This window comes from Streptomyces sp. NPDC029296 (assembly GCF_055569255.1).
Window position 1 is genome coordinate 133,091 of record NZ_JBVHXT010000014.1, and the last position, 21,030, is coordinate 154,120.

General features: G+C 71.9%; 18 protein-coding genes. 9 read left to right on the forward strand and 9 right to left on the reverse strand.

Going from position 1 to position 21,030, the window contains the following annotated elements; genetic code table 11:
* Window positions 1–152 precede the first annotated feature (152 nt).
* From ACZ4W9_RS14925 to ACZ4W9_RS14935, 3 genes are all read left to right on the forward strand, one after another.
* Window positions 153–1,979, forward strand: a complete 1,827-nt coding sequence (locus tag ACZ4W9_RS14925) for an acyl-CoA dehydrogenase (RefSeq protein WP_467935726.1) — start codon at window positions 153–155, stop codon at window positions 1,977–1,979.
* Window positions 1,980–2,094: 115 nt separating this feature from the next.
* On the forward strand, window positions 2,095–3,393 hold the full coding sequence (locus tag ACZ4W9_RS14930) for a M18 family aminopeptidase (protein ID WP_467935676.1): 1,299 nt from the start codon (window positions 2,095–2,097) through the stop codon (window positions 3,391–3,393).
* A 118-nt stretch (window positions 3,394–3,511) separates the two neighbouring features.
* Window positions 3,512–3,769: a hypothetical protein gene (locus ACZ4W9_RS14935; RefSeq protein ID WP_467935678.1), complete on the forward strand. Its 258-nt coding sequence runs from the start codon at window positions 3,512–3,514 to the stop codon at window positions 3,767–3,769.
* A gap of 10 nt (window positions 3,770–3,779) precedes the next feature.
* Here the strand turns inward: ACZ4W9_RS14935 and ACZ4W9_RS14940 are convergent, their stop codons facing one another.
* Window positions 3,780–5,600 carry a thioredoxin-like domain-containing protein gene (locus ACZ4W9_RS14940; RefSeq protein WP_467935679.1) on the reverse strand — a complete coding sequence of 607 codons (1,821 nt, stop codon included), beginning with the start codon at window positions 5,598–5,600 and terminating at the stop codon, window positions 3,780–3,782.
* 94 nt (window positions 5,601–5,694) lie between these two features.
* Window positions 5,695–6,555 (reverse strand): calcium-binding protein, encoded by an 861-nt coding sequence (locus ACZ4W9_RS14945; protein ID WP_467935680.1) that lies wholly within the window; start codon window positions 6,553–6,555, stop codon window positions 5,695–5,697.
* Between the two features lie 277 nt (window positions 6,556–6,832).
* On the opposite strand from ACZ4W9_RS14945, the gene ACZ4W9_RS14950 reads away from it, so the two are divergent.
* Window positions 6,833–7,327, forward strand: a complete 495-nt coding sequence (locus tag ACZ4W9_RS14950; protein WP_467935682.1) for an LURP-one-related/scramblase family protein — start codon at window positions 6,833–6,835, stop codon at window positions 7,325–7,327.
* 31 nt (window positions 7,328–7,358) lie between these two features.
* On the opposite strand, the gene ACZ4W9_RS14955 is transcribed toward ACZ4W9_RS14950, so the two are convergent.
* The gene (locus ACZ4W9_RS14955) at window positions 7,359–8,159 is read right to left on the reverse strand and encodes a carbon-nitrogen family hydrolase (protein ID WP_467935683.1); all 801 of its coding nucleotides are present in this window, start codon (window positions 8,157–8,159) and stop codon (window positions 7,359–7,361) included.
* Between the two features lie 184 nt (window positions 8,160–8,343).
* On the opposite strand from ACZ4W9_RS14955, the gene ACZ4W9_RS14960 reads away from it, so the two are divergent.
* The gene (locus ACZ4W9_RS14960) at window positions 8,344–9,168 is read left to right on the forward strand and encodes a maleylpyruvate isomerase family mycothiol-dependent enzyme (RefSeq protein ID WP_467935684.1); all 825 of its coding nucleotides are present in this window, start codon (window positions 8,344–8,346) and stop codon (window positions 9,166–9,168) included.
* 37 nt (window positions 9,169–9,205) lie between these two features.
* On the opposite strand, the gene ACZ4W9_RS14965 is transcribed toward ACZ4W9_RS14960, so the two are convergent.
* Both ACZ4W9_RS14965 and ACZ4W9_RS14970 read right to left on the reverse strand, forming a co-directional pair.
* The gene (locus ACZ4W9_RS14965; RefSeq protein ID WP_467935686.1) at window positions 9,206–10,513 is read right to left on the reverse strand and encodes an MFS transporter; all 1,308 of its coding nucleotides are present in this window, start codon (window positions 10,511–10,513) and stop codon (window positions 9,206–9,208) included.
* Window positions 10,510–11,184 carry a GntR family transcriptional regulator gene (locus ACZ4W9_RS14970; RefSeq protein ID WP_467935688.1) on the reverse strand — a complete coding sequence of 225 codons (675 nt, stop codon included), beginning with the start codon at window positions 11,182–11,184 and terminating at the stop codon, window positions 10,510–10,512. Before ACZ4W9_RS14970 ends, ACZ4W9_RS14965 begins: the two co-directional genes overlap by 4 nt.
* Window positions 11,185–11,379: 195 nt before the next feature.
* Between ACZ4W9_RS14970 and ACZ4W9_RS14975 the strand changes: the two genes are divergently transcribed.
* The 3 genes from ACZ4W9_RS14975 (at window position 11,380) to ACZ4W9_RS14985 (ending at window position 13,721) form a co-directional block, all read left to right on the forward strand.
* On the forward strand, window positions 11,380–12,282 hold the full coding sequence (locus ACZ4W9_RS14975) for a D-alanyl-D-alanine carboxypeptidase family protein (RefSeq protein ID WP_467935689.1): 903 nt from the start codon (window positions 11,380–11,382) through the stop codon (window positions 12,280–12,282).
* Between the two features lie 99 nt (window positions 12,283–12,381).
* Window positions 12,382–12,729, forward strand: a complete 348-nt coding sequence (locus ACZ4W9_RS14980) for a GntR family transcriptional regulator (protein ID WP_467935727.1) — start codon at window positions 12,382–12,384, stop codon at window positions 12,727–12,729.
* A complete protein-coding gene (locus ACZ4W9_RS14985) occupies window positions 12,726–13,721 on the forward strand; it encodes a DUF1648 domain-containing protein (RefSeq protein WP_467935690.1) in 996 nt (331 codons plus the stop codon). The genes ACZ4W9_RS14980 and ACZ4W9_RS14985 overlap by 4 nt, the downstream gene beginning before the upstream one ends.
* Before the next feature lie 81 nt (window positions 13,722–13,802).
* On the opposite strand, the gene ACZ4W9_RS14990 is transcribed toward ACZ4W9_RS14985, so the two are convergent.
* From ACZ4W9_RS14990 to pdhA, 3 genes are read right to left on the reverse strand one after another with little or no spacing between them, the layout of a single operon-like run.
* Window positions 13,803–15,215, reverse strand: a complete 1,413-nt coding sequence (locus ACZ4W9_RS14990) for a dihydrolipoamide acetyltransferase family protein (protein ID WP_467935691.1) — start codon at window positions 15,213–15,215, stop codon at window positions 13,803–13,805.
* Window positions 15,216–15,225: 10 nt separating this feature from the next.
* A complete protein-coding gene (locus ACZ4W9_RS14995; RefSeq protein WP_467935693.1) occupies window positions 15,226–16,203 on the reverse strand; it encodes an alpha-ketoacid dehydrogenase subunit beta in 978 nt (325 codons plus the stop codon).
* Window position 16,204: 1 nt separating this feature from the next.
* Entirely contained in the window at window positions 16,205–17,422 is a 1,218-nt protein-coding gene (pdhA, locus tag ACZ4W9_RS15000; RefSeq protein WP_467935694.1) for a pyruvate dehydrogenase (acetyl-transferring) E1 component subunit alpha, read from the reverse strand.
* Between the two features lie 542 nt (window positions 17,423–17,964).
* Here pdhA and ACZ4W9_RS15005 point away from each other — a divergent pair.
* Complete coding sequence (locus tag ACZ4W9_RS15005) at window positions 17,965–18,981, forward strand: phosphotransferase (protein WP_467935695.1); 1,017 nt, start codon at window positions 17,965–17,967, stop codon at window positions 18,979–18,981.
* A 105-nt stretch (window positions 18,982–19,086) separates the two neighbouring features.
* On the opposite strand, the gene ACZ4W9_RS15010 is transcribed toward ACZ4W9_RS15005, so the two are convergent.
* Window positions 19,087–20,739, reverse strand: coding sequence for a protein kinase domain-containing protein (locus ACZ4W9_RS15010; protein ID WP_467935697.1), 1,653 nt, complete (start codon window positions 20,737–20,739; stop codon window positions 19,087–19,089).
* Window positions 20,740–21,030 lie beyond the last annotated feature (291 nt).

The window sequence follows — 21,030 nt, forward strand, 5'->3', positions numbered from 1 at the left end:
GGCACCCGCGGCGGTACTTGAGACGCGTCACAGATGACCGGATCGGGGTTGCGTCTTATTACCGGCGGGTAGCATCATCGTAGCTACTTGTTGGTACGTGAACTAGGTGCGAGGAGTCAGTGCCTCGCCGATCCCTCTACGGAGCCGTCGCCATGGGGCACTACAAGTCGAATCTCCGCGACATCGAGTTCAATCTCTTCGAAGTACTCGGGCGCGACAAGGTGTACGGCACCGGCCCGTTCGAGGAGATGGACGTCGAGACCGCCAAGAGCATCCTGGAGGAGATGACCCGCCTCTCGGAGAACGAGCTGGCCGAGTCCTTCGCCGACGCCGACCGCAACCCGCCGGTCTTCGACCCGGAGACCAACACCGCGCCGGTCCCGGAGTCGTTCAGGAAGAGCTACCAGGCCTACATGGACTCCGAGTACTGGCGGCTCGGCCTGCCCGAGGAGATCGGCGGCACCACCTCGCCCCGCTCCCTGATCTGGGCCTACGCCGAGCTGATCCTGGGCGCCAACCCCGCCGTGTGGATGTACTCCTCGGGCCCCGCGTTCGCCGGCATCCTCTTCGAGGAGGGCAACGAGGTCCAGAAGCACATCGCGAAGATCGCCACCGAGAAGCAGTGGGGCTCCACGATGGTGCTCACCGAGCCCGACGCGGGCTCGGACGTGGGCGCCGGCCGCACCAAGGCGGTCCGGCAGGAGGACGGCTCCTGGCACATCGAGGGCGTGAAGCGCTTCATCACCTCGGGTGAGCACGACATGTCGGAGAACATCCTCCACTACGTGCTCGCGCGCCCCGAGGGCGCCGGCCCCGGCACCAAGGGCCTGTCCCTCTTCCTCGTGCCGAAGTACCTGTTCGACTTCGAGACCGGCGAGCTGGGCGAGCGCAACGGCGTCTACGCCACCAACGTCGAGCACAAGATGGGCCTGAAGGCGTCCAACACGTGCGAGATGACCTTCGGCGACCGGCACCCCGCCAAGGGCTGGCTGATCGGCGACAAGCACGACGGCATCCGCCAGATGTTCCGCATCATCGAGTTCGCCCGCATGATGGTCGGCACGAAGGCGATCTCCACGCTGTCCACCGGCTACCTGAACGCGCTGGAGTACGCCAAGGAGCGCGTCCAGGGTCCGGACCTGGCGAACTTCATGGACAAGACCGCGCCCAAGGTCACCATCACCCACCACCCCGACGTGCGCCGCGCGCTGATCACGCAGAAGGCCTACGCGGAGGGCATGCGCGCCCTGGTGCTGTACACCGCCTCGATCCAGGACGCCATCCAGATCAAGGAGGCGAACGGCGAGGACGCCTCCGCCGAGCACGCGCTGAACGACCTGCTGCTGCCGATCGTCAAGGGCTACGGCTCCGAGAAGGGCTACGAGCAGCTCGCCCAGTCGCTGCAGACCTTCGGCGGCTCCGGCTTCCTGCAGGAGTACCCGATCGAGCAGTACATCCGGGACTCCAAGATCGACACCCTGTACGAGGGCACCACGGCGATCCAGGGCCAGGACTTCTTCTTCCGCAAGATCGTCCGCAATCAGGGCGCCGCGCTGAACTCCCTCGCCGAGGACATCAAGAAGTTCCTGGCGCTCGGCACCGGCGGTGAGGAGCTGGCCGGCGCCCGGGAGCAGCTGGCCAAGGCCGCCGTGGAGCTGGAGGCGATCGTCGGCGTGATGCTGACCGACCTCGCCGCCACCGAGCAGGACACCAAGAACATCTACAAGGTCGGCCTGAACACCACCCGGCTGCTCATGGCCTCCGGTGACGTGGTCGTCGGCTACCTCCTGCTCAAGGGCGCCGCGATCGCCGCCGAGAAGCTGGCCACCGCCCCGGCGAAGGACAAGGCGTTCTACACCGGCAAGATCGCCGCGGCGAAGTTCTTCGCGGCGAACGTCCTGCCGGGCGTCACTCTCGCCCGCAAGGTCGCCGGCAACGTCGAGCTGGACCTGATGGAGCTGGACGAGGCCGCCTTCTAGGTCCCGGCGTTCCGGGCGTCCGGTTTTCCGACGTTCCGGACGTCCCCGTCGATTCCTCGCGCGGGCCCGCTCTCTTTCCGGGAGCGGGCCCGTGCACGTCGTTAAGGTGAATCCCATGAGCGCACCAGCCCGCTTCGACCGCGGCCACACCGACGACCTGATGTCCTTCCTGGCGGCGAGCCCGTCGCCGTACCACGCCGTGGCGAACACCGCCGAGCGGCTGGAGAAGGCGGGCTTCCGGCAGGTCGCGGAGACGGACGCCTGGGACGGGACGCACGGCGGCAAGTACGTCCTGCGCGGCGGCGCGATCGTGGCCTGGTACGTGCCCGAGGGGGCCGAGCCGCACACCCCCTTCCACATCGTCGGCGCGCACACCGACTCGCCGAGCCTGAGGATCAAGCCGCGCCCGGACAGCGGAGCGCACGGCTGGCGCCAGGCCGCCGTGGAGATCTACGGCGGCCCGCTGCTCAACTCCTGGCTGGACCGCGACCTCGGGCTGGCCGGCCGGCTGTCCCTGCGCGACGGCTCCCCGGTCCTGGTCAACGTGGACCGGCCGCTGCTGCGGGTGCCGCAGCTCGCCATCCACCTGGACCGGACGGTCGGCTCCGAGGGGCTGAAGCTCGACAAGCAGCGGCATCTGCAGCCGGTGTGGGGCCTCGGCGACGACGTGCGCGACGGGGACCTCATCGCCTTCCTGGAGCGGGAGGCCGGGCTGGCCGAGGGCTCGGTGACCGGCTGGGACCTGATGACCCACCCGGTGGAACCGCCGGCCTACCTCGGCCGGGACCGGGAGCTGGTCGCCGGTCCGCGCATGGACAACCTGCTGTCCGTGCACGCCGGTGCCGCCGCCCTCGCCGCCGTCGCGGCCTCCGGCGCCCCGCTGCCCCGTATCCCGGTGCTGGCCGCCTTCGACCACGAGGAGAACGGCTCCCAGTCGGACACCGGCGCGGACGGCCCGCTGCTCGGCTCCGTCCTGGAGCGCTCGGTGCTCGCGCGCGGCGGCACGTTCGAGGACCGGGCCCGCGCCTTCGCCGGCTCGGTCTGCCTGTCCTCCGACACCGGTCACGCCGTGCACCCCAACTACGCCGAGCGGCACGACCCGACGCACCACCCGCGGGTCAACGGCGGCCCGATCCTCAAGGTCAACGTCAACAACCGCTACGCGACCGACGGTTCGGGACGCGCGGTGTTCGCCGCGGCCTGCGAGAAGGCGGGCGTGCCGTTCCAGACCTTCGTCTCGAACAACTCCATGCCGTGCGGCACCACCATCGGCCCGATCACCGCGGCCCGGCACGGCATCCGCACGGTGGACATCGGCGTGGCGATCCTCTCCATGCACAGCGTGCGCGAACTGTGCGGCGCCGACGACCCGTTCCTCCTCGCGAACGCCCTGACGGCCTTCCTGGAGGGCTAGGACCCGTCGTCGAACTCCCGCCGTGCGCACCGGATTCGGCGGCAGGGCCTAGCCGCGACCCCGCCGGGTACCCGGACGGCACCGGAGATTCCGGAACCGGAAGGGGAGGCGAGGTCTCATGGGTCTCGGCGGATGCATCATCCTCATCGGCGTGGGGGCCATTCTGACGTTCGCGACCGACTGGCACATGAAGGGCGTCAACGTCACCGTCGTCGGCCTGATCCTCATGGCCGTCGGCCTGATCGGCGTCGCGACGTTCAGCGGGATCGCCCGCCGCCGCCGCGTGGTCGTCCCGCCGACGACACCGGTGGTGGAGGAGGAGCCCCACCGCCACCACCACCGCGTCGACGGCTACACGGACGGCTACGGCGTCTGACGGACTTCGCCTACTGCTCGTCCATGCCCGCCAGGACGAGCGGAAGGCGGTCCGTCCCGCCCGCCGCCAGGCGGAGCGGGACGCCCCAGTCCTGCTGGTGCACGTGGCAGGCGGGGTAGGGGTTGGCGGGATCGTCGTCACAGCTCGCGGCCATCGCGGAGACGTGCAGGACGCCCTCGGGCACGGCCGGGTTCAGTTCCAGCTCGCGGGACAGGTCCGTGTCCGCCCCTTCGCCCTTGAGCAGCAGCTCGGGCGGGGTGGCGGAGACCAGCAGACGGGTCGAGGGGCCGTAACGGGTGTCGAGTTTCTGGCCGGCCGGGGCCTGGAAGATCACGTCCAGGGCCAGGCGGCCGGGGGCGACCTCGGTGGCCGCCCGCCGGGTGCGGTGGGCGACCGACTCCACGCGCACCGCCTCCTCGGGCAGCCGCAGCCGGGTCAGCCGGTGCCGGGCCGACTCCACCACCACGATGTCCTCGCCGACGAGGACGGCGTCGCTCGGCTCGCGCAGATCGGTGGCGAGCGTGGTGACCTCGCCGGTGGCGGGGTCGTAGCGGCGCAGCGCGTGGTTGTAGGTGTCGGCGACGGCGACCGAGCCGTCCGGCAGGGCGGTGACGCCCAGCGGGTGCTGGAAGAGGGCCTGCTCCGCGGCGCCGTCCCGGTGGCCGAAGTCGAACAGGCCGGTGCCGACGGCGGTGTGCACCCGCCCGTCGGTGTCCACCCAGCGCAGGGCGCTCGTCTCGGAGTCGGCGAGCCACAGCCGGTCGGCGGTGGCCGCGAGGCCGGAGGGCTGCGCGAACCACGCCTCGGCGGCGGGACCGTCCACCAGGCCCTCGTTGGTGGTGCCGGCCGCCACCGCGACCGTCCGGCCGGCCGGGTCGTACGTCCACAGCTGGTGGACGCCCGCCATCGCGATCCACACCTTGCCGCCGAAGACCGCCACGTCCCACGGGGAGGAGAGGTCCACCTCGCGGGCCGGGCCGGAGGTCGCCGAGCCCTGCCACCACTGCCTGCCGGTGCCCGCCAGGGTGGTCACCTCGCCGGTGGCCGGGTCCAGCCGGCGCAGGGCGTGGTTGACGGTGTCGGCGACCACCACCGAGCCGTCGTCCAGCAGGGCGAGGCCCTGCGGCTCGTTGAAGGACGCCCGGTCCGGGCCGCCGTCGGCGAAGCCGCGCGTGCCGGTGCCGAGCCGGCGCACGACCGTCTCGCCGTCCTCGGCCAGCTCCACCAGCTGGTGCCGGGTGGTGTCGCTGACCAGGAGGTTCCCCGACGGCAGCAGCAGCGCCTTGCCGGGGAAGCGCAGCGTCGTCGGCTCGGGCTCCGGAGGTACGTAGGGGCCGTCGCCGCGGCGCAGGGTGCCCTTCGCCCCGTGCTCGGCCTCCAGCTCCTCGACCAGCCGCTCGATGGCGTGCGCGTGGCCCTCGCCGGCGTGCTGCGCGACGACGTACCCCTCGGGGTCGATCACCACGAGGGTGGGCCAGGCGCGCACCGCGTACTGCTTCCAGGTGGCCAGCTCCGGGTCGTCCAGGACGGGGTGCGCCACGCCGTAGCGCTCGACGGCGTCCACGACCGCCCGGTGGTCGGCCTCGTGCACGAACTTGGGCGAGTGCACCCCGATCACCACCAGCGTGTCCCGGTGCTTCTCCTCCAGCTCGCGCAGCTCGTCCAGGACGTGCAGGCAGTTGATGCAGCAGAAGGTCCAGAAGTCCAGGACGACTATGCGTCCGCGCAGGTCGGCGAGGGTGTACTGCTGGCCGCCCGTGTTCAGCCAGCCGCCCTTGCCGATCAGCTCGGGGGCGCGTACTCGGGCGCGTCGGGGTGCGGAGTCGGTCATGGATCCAAGGGTGCCACCTGGCGCCGACGGACGTTCGGGCGCCTGTGGACGACCCGGCCCGGCGGGATCCGGCCGGGGATGACCGCCCGGGTCGTCAGTCCTGGCGGACCACGTTCCGGCCGGGGCCGCCGGAGAGGGTGTCGCGGCCCGCGCCGCCGTAGAGCCGGTCGTCGCCGCTGTTGCCGTAGAGAGTGTCGTTGCCGCTGTTGCCGTACAGCACGTCGTCGCCCTTGCCGCCGTAGAGGCTGTCGGCGCCGGCCCCGCCGGTGATCGTGTCCTTGCCGTCGTCGCCGGACAGGTACTGGCCCCCGGAGCCGCCGTGCAGCGTGTCGTCGCCCTTGCCGCCCTGCGCGATGTTGCCGCCGCCGGACGCGTTGATCGTGTCGTTGCCGTCGCCGCCCCAGGCCAGGCCCTCCTTGCCGACCGTGAGGGTGTCGTTGCCCGCGTCACCCGAGACGTAGGCGCCGTCGAGGCGGCCCGAGTCGGCCGCCCTGTCGTTGCCGGCGCCCAGCGAGATCTGGGCGTAGGAGTAGATCTGGTCGGTGCCGTTCTTGTACGCGACCGTGTCGTCGCGGTCGCCGAGGTTCATGACCAGGGCGGCGTAGGGGTCCTGGCTGTCCACGCTGGTGACCGTGCAGGAGACCTTGGTGCGGTCCGCGGCGACGGGATGGCCGCAGTCGTGGCCCGCCTCGACCGGCACCACGTCGTCGATCAGATAGGTGATGCCCGTGCGGTCCGCGGTGAGCGTCGCGGTGACGGTGGCCTTGTTGGTCTGGCCGGCGGCGGCCTGGTAGGTGAGCTGCCAGTCGTACTCGTTGACCTCGGCGGTGGCCGGGGCCGTGGCGGCGCCGGCGGCGCCGGCCAGGGTGAGCGGGACGGCCAGGGCCGTGCCGAGGACCAGCATCGCCGCCGGGACGGCGCGGAGCGCCCGGCGGCGGGCGGGACGAACGGGCATGGGAAACCTCCGGGAGGACGGGCGCGGTCGTGCGCCTTACGTACCTTCCGACTCGGTTCCCACCCCTCCGGTTGGGCAACTGCGCGATGCGCACGGGAAGTTCATCCGGCCGTCACCGCACGGCCCGCCGGATTCCACCGGCCGGCCGCCCGAGGGCGCGGCACGGCCCCGCCGGCCGGCTCGCCGCGGAGCGCGCGGCGCCCGGCCGCGGCGCGCGGACGCCGGCGGGTATGACGGCTTTGTGACGATCGCCCCTCGCCGGGGAAGCCTCTTCCGTATGAGATTCCTCGTACGCGACCGGATCCTCGGCATCGGTGACGACTGGTGGATCGAGGACGAGCACGGCCGGAAGGTCTACCTCGTCGACGGCAAGGCCATGCGGCTGCGGGACACCTTCGAGCTGAAGGACACCGAGGGGCGGGTCCTGATCGACATCCACCAGAAGATGTTCGCGCTGCGCGACACCATGGTGATCGAACGGGACGGCGAGGCCCTGGCCCGGATCCGGCGCAAGCGGCTGTCCCTGCTGCGCCACCACTACCGGGTCGCCCTGGTGGACGGCACCGAGCTGGACGTCAGCGGCAGGATCCTGGACCGTGAGTTCGCCGTCGAGTACGACGGCGAACTCCTCGCGGTGATCTCCCGCCGCTGGCTGACCCTCCGCGACACCTACGGCGTGGACGTCGTCCGGGAGGACGCCGACCCGGCGCTGCTGATCGCGGTGGCGGTGTGCGTCATCCACCTCGCCGAGAAGGAGGGCGAGGAGGACTGACCCCGGCCGGACGCGGCTTCGGCGAGGGTGCTCAGCCGCGGTGCCGGGGCGGCTCCAGGCCCAGGACCCGGTCCTTCAGGGCGGGGAACTGCTCGCGGGTCGCGGCCACCTTCGCGGGGTCGATGTCGACCGTGAGGACCTCCTCGCCGGAGCCGGCCTCCGCGAGCACCTCGCCCCACGGGTCCACCACGACCGAGTGACCCGCCTGCGGAACTCCGGCGTGCGTCCCGGCCGTTCCACAGGCGAGCACGAACGCCTGGTTCTCCACCGCCCGCGCCCGGGCCAGCAGCGTCCAGTGCGCGCGTCGCCGCTCGGGCCAGCCCGCCGGGATCACCAGCGTCTCGGCGCCCGCGTCGACCAGCGAGCGGAAGAGTTCGGGGAAACGGAGGTCGTAGCAGGTGGCCACGCCGATGGTGGTGCCGGGCAGCCGGACCGTCACCAGGTCCCGGCCCGCGCCCATCAGCACGGCCTCGCCCTTGTCGAAGCCGAAGCGGTGGATCTTGCGGTAGGCCGCGGCCAGTTCACCGGAGGGGGAGAAGACGAGAGAGGTGTTGTAGAGGGGCCCCTCGGGGTCTCGTTCCGGGATGGAGCCCGCGTGCAGCCACACGCCCGCGTCGCTCGCCGCCTTGGCCATCGTCTCGTACGTCGGCCCTTCGAGCGGCTCGGCCTCGCGGCCGAACTCCTCGTAGGCGAAGGCTCCGGTGGTCCACAGTTCCGGCAGGACGACGAGGTCGGCGCCGCTCTGCTCCCGCACCAGCGCGGCCACGCGCTGCCGTCGGGAGTCGACCGGCTCCCTCTCGTCCACGGCTGTCTGGATCAGCGAGGCGCGCACACTACCACCGTCCTGGGTTTCGAGTCGTCCACACGGGCCTACGATCGTCACACGAAAGCACTGCCGGGGTGCCTTTCCGCAGCGTAACTTAGCGTCTCAAGACACCCGCCGAAGTGCAGCCGCCGTCCGCCGGCAACGCCGCCGCAAACCCGCCCGTGTACCGACCGCCGAGGGGTCCCGTTCCGTGAGTCTGCATCCCACTCTCCAGCCCTACGCCGACGCCTGGACGCACTCCATCGAAGCGATATCCGAGATGGCGCAGTCGCTCGTCGAGGGCGAGTGGAACCGGCGGACCCCGTGCCCCGGCTGGTCGGTGCGCGACATCGTCTCCCATGTCATCGGCATGGACTGCGAGATGCTCGGGGACCCGCGCCCCATCCACGCCCTGCCGCGCGACCTCTTCCACGTCGCCACCGAGCACCAGCGCTACATGGAGATGCAGGTCGACGTCCGCCGCCACCACACCGCGCCGGAGATGACGGCCGAGCTGGAGTACACGGTCATCCGCCGCAACCGCCAGCTCCGGGGCGAGTCCCGGGACCCCGGAACCCTGGTGCGCGGACCGCTCGGCAAGGAGATCACCCTGGAGCAGTCCTACCGGATGCGGGCCTTCGACGTGTGGGTGCACGAGCAGGACCTGCGCACGGCCCTCGGCCGCCCCGGCAACCTGGACTCGCCGGGCGCGTACGTCACCCGGGACGTGCTGCTGGACGCGCTGCCCAAGGTCGTCGCGCGGGACGCCGACGCCCCGCGCAGCTCGGCGATCGTGTTCGACGTGCACGGCCCGGTCGAGTTCCTGCGCACGGTCCGCGTCGACATCCAGGGCCGGGGCACGGTGGAGACCGTCCCCGCCCTCGGCCCCGCCGCCACGCTCACCCTGGACTGGGAGACCTATGTCCGCCTGGCCTGCGGCCGGGTCTCCCCGGAGGCGGTGGGGGACCGGGTGAAGACGGAGGGCGACCAGGAACTGGCGGCGGCGATCCTGCGCCACTTCGCGGTCACGCCGTAGCCCCGCCCCCGGCCGCGCCACCGGGCGCGGCGGGCGCCTACGCGGGAACGTGCACCGTCTCCACACGGCTCGAGATCAGCCGCTCCCGCTCCCGCCGGGCCGCCCGCCCCCGCAGCCGCAGGATCTGGCTGACCCCGAGCGCCTGCAGCACGAACACGGAGCCGAACGCCACGGTGTAGTCGTCCCCGGTCGCGTCCAGCAGCACGCCGATCGCGAACAGCGTGGTCATGGAGGCGACGAAGCCGCCCATGTTGGTGATGCCGGACGCCGTGCCCTGCCGCTCGGGCGGGTTGGCGGGCCGGGAGAAGTCGAAGCCGAGCATGGACGCCGGCCCGCACGCGCCGAGCACCGCGCACAGCGTCACCAGCAGCCACAGCGGCGCGTGCCGCCCGGGGTAGGCCAGGGTCGCCGCCCACAGCAGCGCGGTCGCGCCCACCGTGCCGAGTGCCAGCGGCAGCCGCGCCGCGTGGTGCCGGGCGACGATCTGGCCGTAGACCAGACCGATCGCCATGTTGGACAGCACGACGAGGGTGAGCAGTTCACCGGCCGTGGCGCGGCTGAGGCCCTGCGCCTCGACGAGGAACGGCAGGCCCCACAGCAGCAGGAACACCATCGCCGGGAACTGGGTGGTGAAGTGCACCCACAGGCCCAGCCGGGTGCCCGGCTCCCGCCAGGCCGCGGCGATCTGCCCGCGGACGTAGGCGCCGCCCCGGTGCGGGGACGGTTCCGGCTCCTGTCCCTCGGGGTGGTCCTTGAGGAACAGCAGGGTCAGCACCAGGACGACCGCGCCCGCCAGCGCGCTGCCCGCGAACGCGGGAGTCCAGCCGATGCCGTGCAGCAGCCGGGCCAGGAGCAGGGTGGAGACCAGGTTGCCCGCCATGCCGATCAGTCCCGCGAGCTGCGCGATCAGCGGACCGCGCCGGGCCGGGAACCAGCGGGTGCCCAGCCGCAGCACGCTGATGAAGGTCATCGCGTCGCCGCAGCCCAGCAGTGCCCGGGAGGCGAGCGCGGTGCCGTAGGAGGGGGAGAAGGCGAAGCCCAGCTGTCCGGCGGTGAACAGCAGCGCGCCGATGCTCAGCACCTTCTTGGTGCCGAGCCGGTCGACCAGCAGGCCGACGGGTATCTGCATGCCCGCGTAGACCAGCAGCTGGAGTATGGAGAACGTGGACAGGGCGGAGGCGTTGACGTGGAAGCGGTCCGCCGCGTCGAGGCCGGCCACCCCCAGGGACGTACGGAAGATGACGGCGACGAAGTAGACCGCCACGCCTGTGGACCACACGGCGACCGCCCGGCGGCCCCCCGGAGGGTCACCCGGAAGGGCGGCATCGCGCGCCGTCGCGCTCATCGGACCTCACCCCGCGCGAGGTGCGAGAACCAGCTCACGTGACGGTGCACGATCCCGACGGCCGCCTCGGCGTCCCCGGCGCGCAGCGCGTTCAGGATCTCCTCGTGCTCGGCGAGCGTCTTGGCGATCCGGTCGGGGTGGGAGTGCAGGACGGCGACGCCCATCCGCAGCTGGCGGTCGCGCAGCTGGTCGTAGAGGCGGGAGAGGATCTCGTTGCCCCCGCTGCGCACGATCTCGGCGTGGAAGGAGCGGTCGGTGACCGCGGCGGCGGCCAGATCACCGGCGGCGGCCTGTGCCTTCTGCCGCTCCAGCAGCTCGGCCAGCCGCTCCAGCAGGCCCGGCGGGGCGGGTACGGCCTTGCGGGCCGCGTGCTCCTCGACCAGCAGCCGGGTCTCCACCACGTCGGCGATCTCCTGCGCGGAGACCGGCAGGACCAGGGCGCCCTTCTTCGGGTAGAGGCGGAGCAGGCCCTCGACCTCCAGCCGCAGCAGCGCCTCCCGGACGGGCGTCCGCGAGACCCCCACGGCCTCGGCCAGCTCGCCCTCGGTGAGCAGGGTGCCGCCCTCGTAGCGGCGGTCGAGCACGCCCTGTTTGACATGGGCGTACACGCGTTCGGCGGCGGGTGGCTGCTTGAGGGACTGGGGCGCGGAGTGCTCGACGGCCGTTCTCATGCCCACAGGATAGATACAACACGTACGCAAGCGGGGGAGCCGTCCATCATGCGGACGTGGCGATTCATCACCCCTCACCCGGGAACCGCACAACCTTCTGTGCTACTTACGTGTCACACACATGCGGCCCCTTTTCCGCACCCACCTCAACTCGGCCGCACACCAGGGGCATTCAACACATTCGGGGTACATCAGTTGATTACCGGCATCAAGGGCACCAGTCTTCGCAAAGCCGCCGTCGTCACCGTCACCGCCGGCGCGCTCGCCGCCACCGGTGCCCTCACCGCGGCGCCCGCACAGGCCGTCACCGCGCCCTCGATCGTGGCCAAGGGCGGGTACCTCATGAACAACGCCAACAGCTCGTCGCTGTTCACGAAGAAGGCGGACACCCGGCTGGCCACCGGCTCCACCACCAAGATCATGACCGCCAAGGTCGTGCTCGCGCAGAAGAACCTCAACCTGGACTCCAAGGTCACGATCCAGAAGGCGTACAGCGACTACGTCGTCAAGAACAACGCCTCCCAGGCCCACCTGATCGTCGGCGACCGGGTGACCGTCCGTCAGCTGCTGTACGGGCTGATGCTGCCGTCCGGCTGCGACGCGGCCTACGCGCTCGCCGACAAGTACGGCTCCGGCTCGACCCGGACGGCGCGCGTGAACAACTTCATCGGCAAGATGAACACCGCCGCCAAGAACCTGGGTCTGAAGAACACCCACTTCGACTCCTTCGACGGCATCGGCAACGGCAAGAACTACTCGACGCCGCGCGACCTGACGAAGATCGCCAGCAGCGCGATGAAGAGCTCCACGTTCCGCACGATCGTCAAGACCAAGTCGTACACCGCCAAGACCCAGACCAAGTCGGGCGGCACCCGCACGATGGCGCCGTGGAAGAACACCAACGGGCTGCTCAGCAGCTACAGCGGGACCATCGGCGTGAAGACCGGCTCCGGCCCGGAGGCCAAGTACTGCCTGGTCTTCGCCGCGACCCGGAAGAACAAGACGGTCATCGGCACCGTCCTCGCCTCCTCCTCCATCGCCAACCGCGAGGCGGACGCCAAGAAGCTGCTCAACTACGGCTTCGCGCGCCTCGGCTGACGCGCACTCGTTCCCGGAGGGGTCCGTCGCGACGAGCGGCGGGCCCCTTGGCGTTCCCGGTTCCCCGATGACACCAATGGTGCTGGTTTCATGGGCACCATGCTGCTGCGTTGGGACACGACCGACACCCGCCCGCTGCACGAACGGGTCGCCGCGGCGATCCGGCGGGCCATCGCCGAGGGTGAATGCCGCGCGGGCGACCGCCTGCCCTCCGCCCGCGATCTCTCCACCGCCCTGGACATGAACGTCAACACCGTCCTGCGCGGGCTGCGCGAGCTGCGGGACGAGGGCCTGCTGGAGTTCCGGCGCGGCCGGAGCATCACCGTCGCCGAGGGCGCGACCCGGCGCTCGGGGATGCAGCTCAGGGTGCGCGAGCTGGTGGCGGAGGCGACCCGGCTGGGCTACAGCCGCACCGATCTCATCGACATGATCCGGGGGTCGGCATGACGGGCGGGGAGACCGGGCCGGCGCCCCGGGGCCGTACGGCGCGGTGGTGGCCTCTCGGCGCGACGATCGCCGTCACGGCCGTGCTTGCCGGACTGCCGTGGGCCGCACGGCACCGGCTCCCCGACCGCCTGGCGACCCACTGGAGCGGCGGCGGCTCCCCCGACGGCTCACTGCCCCTGTGGGCGGCCTCCCTGGTCCCGGCGGGCGTCTGGCTGCTGGTGGCCCTCGCCACGAACGTGCGCCCGCGCCGTTCGCCAGTGACCGCGCGCCCCTGGCGCGCGATGGCGCTGGCACCCACGGGAGCGGTGCTCGTCGGCGCCCAGGTGTCCGTCGTCCGGGTGAACCTGGACCACACCGACTGGCACCAGGCCCGTCAGCCGGTCCTCACGGTGGTGCTGCTCGGGGCGCTGGCGGTGGTCGCCGGTGTGGCCGCCTGGCGGCTCACCCCGCGGCCCGCCCCCGCACCGGCCGCGACCGCTCCCGCGCTGGAACTGCCCGAGGGCGCACGGCTGGTGTGGTTCTCCCGCACGGCCAACCCCTGGCTGCGGCTGTTCGCGGCGGTGGCGGGGCTGGTGGCCGCCGTCGCGCTGATCGCCCTGGCCACCGGGCTGGGGGAGCCCGACGCGCTGGGGCCGGTGTGCGCGGTGTCCGCCGTCACGTCCCTCGCCGTGGCCGCCGTCTCCTCGGTCCGGGCGAAGGTGTCCGAGGCGGGCCTGGAGGTGTCCTTCGGCCCGCTCGGCTGGCCCGCCCGCCGCTGGGCACCCACCGCCATCGAGTCCGTCCGCGTCGAGCACCGGCTGCCGTCCCAGGTCGGCGGCTGGGGCTACCGGGTCAGCGGCCTCGGCACGACGGTCATGCTCCGCGCCGGCGACTGCCTCGTCATACGGCGCCGGGGACGGCGAAGCGACTTCGCGGTGAGCGTGGACGACGCGGAACGGGGCGCTGCCCTGCTGAACGCGCTCCGCGCCCGGGCCGACGCCGACGCCGACTGAAGCTTTCACGGCGAAGGGGCGGCCGCGACACGAAGTCGCGGCCGCCCCTTTGAGGTATCGCGGACTACCCGGCGCAGGCGGTCACGCCCAGGTGATCAATCGCTTCGGCTGCTCCAGGATCGCCGCCACGTCCGCCAGCACCTTCGAGCCCAGTTCGCCGTCGACCAGGCGGTGGTCGAAGCTGAGGGCCAGGGTGGTGACCTGACGCGGCTTCACCTTGCCCTTGTGGACCCACGGCTGGAGCTTGATCGCGCCGACCGCGAGGATCGCCGACTCGCCCGGGTTGAGGATCGGGGTGCCCGTGTCCACGCCGAAGACGCCGACGTTGGTGATGGTCACCGTGCCGCCCTGCATCGCGGCCGGCGAGGTCTTGCCCTCGCGGGCCGTCGTCACCAGCTCGCCCAGTGCCTCGGCCAGCTGCGGGAGCGTCTTGTCGTGCGCGTCCTTGATGTTCGGGACGATCAGCCCCCGGGGGGTGGCCGCCGCGATGCCCAGGTTGACGTAGCGCTTGAGCACGATCTCCTGGTTCGCCTCGTCCCAGGAGGCGTTGATCTCCGGGTTGCGCTTGATGGCGACGAGCAGGGCCTTGGCGATCAGCAGGAGCGGGTTGACCCGCAGTCCCCGCATGTCCTTGTCCTGCTTCAGCTCGTCGACCAGCCGCATGGTGCGGGTCACGTCCACCGTCACGAACTCGGTGACGTGCGGGGCCGTGAACGCCGAGCCGATCATCGCCTGAGCGGTGGCCTTGCGCACGCCCTTGACCGGGACGCGGGTCTCGCGCGCGGTGTCGTACGACGCCACGGGCGCCGGGGCCGCGGGTGCGGCGGCCGGGGTGGCCGGGGCGGGCGCGGCCGTGGCCTGGGCGACCGGTTCGGCGGCCCGCGGGACGGCCGCGGCGTGCACGTCCTCGCGGGTGATCACGCCGTCCGGGCCGGACGGGGTGATCGCGGTCAGGTCGACGCCCAGGTCCTTGGCCAGCTTGCGCACCGGCGGCTTGGCCAGCGGGCGGGGCTTCTCGGCGACCGTGCCGCCGTGGCCGTTCAGCTCGGCCTGGATCGCCTGCGCCGGTCCCGTGCCACCGGTCTGCGGGCCCTTGCGCGGGCGGCGCTTGGTGGAGGTGGTGGCCACGCCGTAGCCGACCAGGACGGGCTGGCGGGCCTCCTGCTTCGGCTCCTGGGCGGCCGGGGCGGGCTCCGCCGCCGGCTGCTCGGCGGGCGCCTCGGGCGCGGCGGCGCCGGCCACGGCGACCGTGATGATCGACGTGCCCACGTCCACCGTGGTGCCCTCGGGGAAGCACAGTTCCCGGACCACGCCGTCGTAGGGGATGGGCAGTTCGACGGCCGCCTTCGCCGTCTCCACCTCGCAGACCACCTGGCCGTCGGTGACCGTGTCGCCCGGCTGGACGTACCACTTGAGGATCTCCGCCTCGGTGAGTCCCTCGCCCACGTCGGGCATCTTGAACTCGCGTACGGACGCATCCGTCATCGTCGTCACGTCCCTCTCCTCAGTACGCCAGCGAGCGGTCGACGGCGTCGAGCACGCGGTCCAGGTCGGGCAGGTACTCCTCCTCCAGGCGGGCCGGCGGGTACGGGGCGTGGTAGCCGCCGACCCTGAGGACCGGTGCCTCCAGGTGGTAGAAGCAGCGCTCGCTGATCCGGGCGGCGATCTCCGCGCCGGAGCCGAAGAACACCGGCGCCTCGTGCACCACGACCAGGCGGCGGGTCTTCTCCACCGAGGCCTGGACGGCGTCGAAGTCCAGCGGGCTGACCGAGCGCAGGTCCAGGACCTCCAGGGAGCGGCCCTCCTCGGCCGCCGCGGCGGCGGCCTCCTGGCAGAGCTTCACCATCGGGCCGTAGGCCGCCAGGGTCAGGTCCGTGCCCTCGCGGACGACGCGCGCCTTGTGCAGCGGCGCCGGGATCGCCTCGGGATCGACCTCGGCCTTGTCCCAGTAGCGCCGCTTGGGCTCGAAGTAGATCACCGGGTCGTCGCTCTGGATGGCCTGCTGCATCATCCAGTACGCGTCCGAGGCGTTCGACGGGGAGACGACCTTCAGGCCGGCCACATGGGCGAACAGCGCCTCCGGGGACTCCGAGTGGTGCTCGACCGCGCCGATGCCGCCGCCGTAGGGGATGCGGACGACGACCGGCATCTTGACCTTGCCCAGCGAGCGGGCGTGCATCTTGGCGAGCTGGGTGACGATCTGGTCGTAGGCCGGGAAGACGAAGCCGTCGAACTGGATCTCCACCACCGGGCGGTAGCCGCGCAGCGCCAGGCCGATCGCGGTGCCGACGATGCCGGACTCGGCCAGCGGGGTGTCGATGACCCGGCTCTCGCCGAAGTCCTTCTGCAGGCCGTCCGTCACCCGGAAGACACCGCCGAGCTTGCCGACGTCCTCGCCCATGACCAGGACCTTGGGGTCGGCGTCCAGGGCGCGGCGCAGCGACTCGTTGATGGCCTTGGCCATCGCCATCTTCTCGGCCATCTCAGTGACCCCCTTCATCGGCGAACGACGCCTGGTAGGCAGCGAACTGGGCGCGCTCCTCGTCCACGAGCGCGTGTCCGTCCGCGTACACGTTCTCGAAGAGGGCGAACCGGTCCGGGTCGGGCATGGCGCGGACCGCTTCGCGCACTCGCCTGCCCAACGCCTCGGACTCGGCCTCGAGTTCCGCGAAGAATCCCTCGTCCGCGTGGTTCGACGCCGCCAGGTAGCGGTGCAGGCGCAGGATCGGGTCCTTCGCCTCCCAGGCCAGCCGCTCCTCGTCGCCCCGGTAGCGGGAGGGGTCGTCGGAGGTGGTGTGGGCGCCCATGCGGTAGGTGTACGCCTCGACCAGCGTGGGGCCCTCGCCGTTGCGGGCGCGCTCCAGTGCCCACTTGGTGACCGCGAGGCAGGCCAGCACGTCGTTGCCGTCGACCCGGACGCCCGGGAAGCCGTATCCCTGCGCGCGCTGGTACAGCGGGACGCGGGTCTGCTTCTCGGTCGGCTCGGAGATCGCCCACTGGTTGTTCTGGCAGAAGAACACCACGGGGGCGTTGTAGACCGCGGAGAAGGTGAACGATTCGGCCACGTCGCCCTGGCTGGAGGCGCCGTCGCCGAAGTAGGCGATGACCGCCGAGTCCGCGCCGTCCTTGGCCACGCCCATCGCGTAACCGGTGGCGTGCAGCGTCTGGGAGCCGATGACGATCGTGTACAGGTGGAAGTTGTTGCCGTTCGGGTCCCAGCCGCCGTTGTTCACGCCGCGGAACATGCCGAGCAGGTTGGTCGGGTCCACCCCGCGGCACCAGGCGACGCCGTGCTCGCGGTAGGTCGGGAAGACGTAGTCGTCCGGACGGGTGGCGCGGCCCGAGCCGATCTGGGCGGCCTCCTGTCCCAGCAGGGAGGCCCACAGGCCCAGTTCGCCCTGGCGCTGCAGGGCGGTGGCCTCGGCGTCGAAGCGGCGGGTGAGCACCATGTCGCGGTACAGGCCGCGCAGCTCGTCGGGGGTGATGCCGGCGACGTAGCCGTCGTACTCGGCGTTCTCGACCCGCTCGCCCTCCGGGGTCAGGAGCTGCACGAGGTCGGGGTCGGCGCTCTTCTTCGCGGTACTGCGGGTGGTACGGGTGGTGCGCTGGGTGCCGGTGGCTCCGGTCTTGCTGCCGGTGGTGCCGGCTTTGCCTGCGGCGGTGCGTCGCGGCTTGCGCGCGGCACTGCTCTCCACGGTCACGTGTGCTCCTCCGTCGTTCCGGCCCCCGGGGTTGCCGGTAGGCCAGTGCGGCTCACCTGTTTCGACCACCGGGCACGGGGTGGGTGCCACTCGGCCGGGAACAGGCGTGACAGGTGCCCCGGCGAGCGCCCTGCAACCATCACGTTACCCAGTGCCCCACATTTCTGTGAAACCCCGTTTGACCTGCGATTTTGCTTGGATTTCCAAGTAAATGCAGGTGGTGGGAAAGCGCGCTGGTCACAGCCTTGCGACAGGCCCGAGCAAGCGCACGTTATCCCGCCGACCCAGGTCACGGGAAGGGTTTCATGTGAAACGGGACTCGTACACAAAGCGGGAGAAATCCCGTTATTACCGCCCGGTCAGCGGAATGCGGAGTGCGGGGGCGTTACCGGGCGGCCGTCACCGTCACCCAAATGCACGAGGAAAAGCCCGAACGGTACCCGAAAGCGACCAGCGATGACAGGCTGTGACAACGCCCAGCTCACAGCCGCCTTATGTGTCCTACCATCTGGCGCGTGCCGCGCTCATGTGTACCACCCTCCGTGCCTCACGCGCCCCCTCTGGGCGCCCTGCTGCGCCTGTATGCCGCAGGTACCGCCCTCACCTGCGAGCCGGTGGACCAGGGGCTGCTCAACCGCGGCTACCGGCTGCGCACCACCCGCGGCCGCTACTTCCTCAAGCACCACTTCGATCCCGACACCGCCGACCCGGCCGCCATCGAGCGCCGGCACCGGGCCACCCAGCGCCTGGCCGACCTCGGCGTCCCCGTCGCCCCGCCGCTCGTGCACCGCGAGGGCCGCACGGTCGCGGTCGTCGGCGGCCACGCCTATGCCCTGCACCCCTGGATCGACGGCGGACACCGCGACGGCGGCCAGCTCACCCGCGCGGAGAGCGCCCGCCTCGGCGCGCTCCTGGGGGCCGTCCACGCCTGTCTGGAGCGGGTGATGCCGCCCAAGGGCCGCACCCGCCCGGCGACGAGCCCGCACCCCGTGGAGAGCGCCGACCCGGCCGGCACCTTCGCCCTCATCGACGACCTGCTCGCGCGGGTGCGGCGGCACCGGCCCGCCGACGCCTTCGACGAGCTGGCCCGGCTCCGGCTGCTGGAGCGCCGCGCCCTGCTGGAGCGGCACGCGGACCGGCGCCCGCCGCGCGGCGGCCCGGTGGGCTGGGTGCACGGCGACTTCCACCCGTTCAACCTGCTCTACAAGGACGACGCCCCGGCCGCCATCGTGGACTGGGACCGGCTCGGGGTGCAGCCGCGCGCGGAGGAGGCCGTCCGCGCCGCCGCCCTCTTCTTCGTGCGGCCCTCCGGGCGGCTGCACCTGCCGAAGGTGCGCGCCTACGCGCGCGCGTACCGGCGCGCGGCCGGTGCCACGCCCTCGGAGCTGGCGGCGGCCGTGCACCGCGTGTGGTGGGAGCGGCTGAACGACTTCTGGATGCTGCGCTGGCACTACGAGCGCGGCGACACGCGCGCGGACTGCCAGTTCCCGGCCGCGTCGGCGCTCGCGGTGTGGTGGACGCGCGAGTACGACGCGGTGTGCGACGCGTTCGCGGGGTGAACGGCCGGCGGGCGGTGGACGCCCGGCGTCGGGTGAACGGCCGGCGGGCGGTGAACGCCCGGCGTCACCTCAGGGTGACGCCGGGCCGCTCTCCGCGGGCTCGCTTCAACCGGTGGTCTCGCCGGTGGTGCCGCCGCCCTCGGTCGTGGTCCCCTCCGAGGTGCCTCCGTCGGTCGTGGTCCCCTCCGAGGTGCCGCCGTCGGCCGTACCGGCGTCCGTGCCGCCGTCCCCGGTCCCCGCGTCGGTCCCGCCGTTCACCGGGTCCGTCGGCTGCGACTGGGTGGTCTGCGGGCTCGACGGCTGGGTGCTCGGGGTGGAGGAGGCCGTGTGCGACCGGGGATACGACGGTGTGGTGGCCGGCGGCCAGCCGGAACCGCCACCACCGCCCGTGTTGTTCGAACCACCGGTGTCCGTGGAGACGTCCGGCGAGTCCTCGGTGTCCTCCTCGGTCGGGGTCGGGGAGGGCGACTCCTTCTTCGTGTCCTTGGAGTGCGTCGTCGTCGGCTTGGTGTCGGTGCCCTTGCCGCCGTCGCCCCCGCCCCCGCTGTGCAGCGCCAGCGCCACGCCCGCCGAGATCGCGATGACCGCGAGGACGGCCAGGATCCACAGCTTTCCGCGGCCGCCGCCCTTGTTGCCGTGCCCCTCGAAGCCGCCGTCGTCGCCGGTGCCGTAGCCCGTGGGCAGGATCGGCTGCGGGATCTGCGCGGTGCCGCCCGCGTCCACCGGGTGCGGCATGACGGTCGTCCCCGCGAAGCCGGCCGACGAGGTGTGCCGGCCGTCGTGCGCCTCCACCGGGCCGGTGTTCCAGGTGCCGGTGTGGGCGCCCTGCTCGTACAGCATCTGCAGGCCGTACTGGACCAGGCCGCGCATCTCCTCGGCCGTCTGGAACCGGTCGTCGGGCTCCTTGGCGAGGGAGCGCATCACCAGACCGTCCAGCTCCGGCGGGCAGGTGCCGTCGGTGACCTGCGACGGCGGCACCGGAATGTCCTGGACGTGCTGGTAGACCACGGAGAGCGGGGTCTCGCCGGTGAACGGGGGCCGCAGCGCGAGCAGTTCGTACAGCAGGCAGCCGGTGGCGTACAGGTCGGAGCGGTGGTCGACGGCCTTGCCGAGCGCCTGCTCCGGGGAGAGGTACTGCGGGGTGCCCATGACCATGCCGGTCTGGGTCATCGTCGTGGACGCGCCGTGCAGGGCGCGGGCGATGCCGAAGTCCATCACCTTGACGGCGCCGCTGTGGGTGATGATGACGTTCGCCGGCTTGATGTCACGGTGCACGATGCCGTGCTGGTGCGAGTAGGCGAGCGCCTCCAGCACCCCCGAGACGATGATCAGGGCCTGCTCGGGGCCCGGCGCCTCGGCGTTCAGCAGCAGGTCGCGGATGGTACGGCCCTCGACCAGCTCCATGACGATGTACGGCACGGACTGACCGCCCACCGTGTCCTCGCCGGAGTCGTACACGGCGACGATCGCGTGGTGGTTGAGGCCCGCGACGGACTGTGCCTCGCGGGTGAAGCGCGCCTTGGAGACCGGGTCCTCGGCCAGGTCCGCGCGGAGCAACTTGACCGCGACCGTGCGGCCCAGGCGGACGTCCTCGGCGGCGAACACCTCGGCCATGCCGCCCCGGCCGAGGCGGTGCGTGAGCCGGTACCGGCCGTCTCCGACGAGCCCGCCGTTGCCCCACAGCTCCGGCGCGTCCGACATGCCGCCGCCAGTCGCCTCGGGGTCGGACGGGCCCTGAGAGCGCTGCGTCTGTGCCATCAGTCCTCGCCGTCGTTTCTGCCCGCGGTGCGCGCGGTGTTGTTACGGTCTCCGTCGGCCACGCTACAGCCTTCGTGGGGGCCGCCGGTCCGGAACCGCGACCGGGACGGACCCGAGACGGGACCGGTCATGAAACCCCCAGCACGCGCTGTCGTGCAAATTCCGTGTGCTGGTCGTACGTCCCCTGTAACGCTTGCGCGACGCTTCTTGCGCGTACGGTCACGGAACGGGCACCGAGCTTGACGTGCCGGTGCCCTCGGGCAGACTTGGCCGGGAATGAGACATTCGATC

Excerpts from the sequence above, each read along its gene's own strand:
- ACZ4W9_RS14935 (WP_467935678.1), top strand. The coding sequence starts at position 3,512 with ATGGGTCTCGGCGGATGCATCATCCTCATCGGCGTGGGGGCCATTCTG.
- ACZ4W9_RS15010 (WP_467935697.1), bottom strand. The coding sequence starts at position 20,739 with ATGGCACAGACGCAGCGCTCTCAGGGCCCGTCCGACCCCGAGGCGACT.
- ACZ4W9_RS14965 (WP_467935686.1), bottom strand. The coding sequence starts at position 10,513 with ATGAGCGCGACGGCGCGCGATGCCGCCCTTCCGGGTGACCCTCCGGGG.
- ACZ4W9_RS14945 (WP_467935680.1), bottom strand. The coding sequence starts at position 6,555 with ATGCCCGTTCGTCCCGCCCGCCGCCGGGCGCTCCGCGCCGTCCCGGCG.
- ACZ4W9_RS14940 (WP_467935679.1), bottom strand. The coding sequence starts at position 5,600 with ATGACCGACTCCGCACCCCGACGCGCCCGAGTACGCGCCCCCGAGCTG.
- ACZ4W9_RS14985 (WP_467935690.1), top strand. The coding sequence starts at position 12,726 with ATGACGGGCGGGGAGACCGGGCCGGCGCCCCGGGGCCGTACGGCGCGG.
- ACZ4W9_RS14980 (WP_467935727.1), top strand. The coding sequence starts at position 12,382 with ATGCTGCTGCGTTGGGACACGACCGACACCCGCCCGCTGCACGAACGG.
- ACZ4W9_RS14995 (WP_467935693.1), bottom strand. The coding sequence starts at position 16,203 with ATGGCCGAGAAGATGGCGATGGCCAAGGCCATCAACGAGTCGCTGCGC.
- ACZ4W9_RS14950 (WP_467935682.1), top strand. The coding sequence starts at position 6,833 with ATGAGATTCCTCGTACGCGACCGGATCCTCGGCATCGGTGACGACTGG.
- ACZ4W9_RS14970 (WP_467935688.1), bottom strand. The coding sequence starts at position 11,184 with ATGAGAACGGCCGTCGAGCACTCCGCGCCCCAGTCCCTCAAGCAGCCA.
- ACZ4W9_RS14930 (WP_467935676.1), top strand. The coding sequence starts at position 2,095 with ATGAGCGCACCAGCCCGCTTCGACCGCGGCCACACCGACGACCTGATG.
- ACZ4W9_RS14925 (WP_467935726.1), top strand. The coding sequence starts at position 153 with ATGGGGCACTACAAGTCGAATCTCCGCGACATCGAGTTCAATCTCTTC.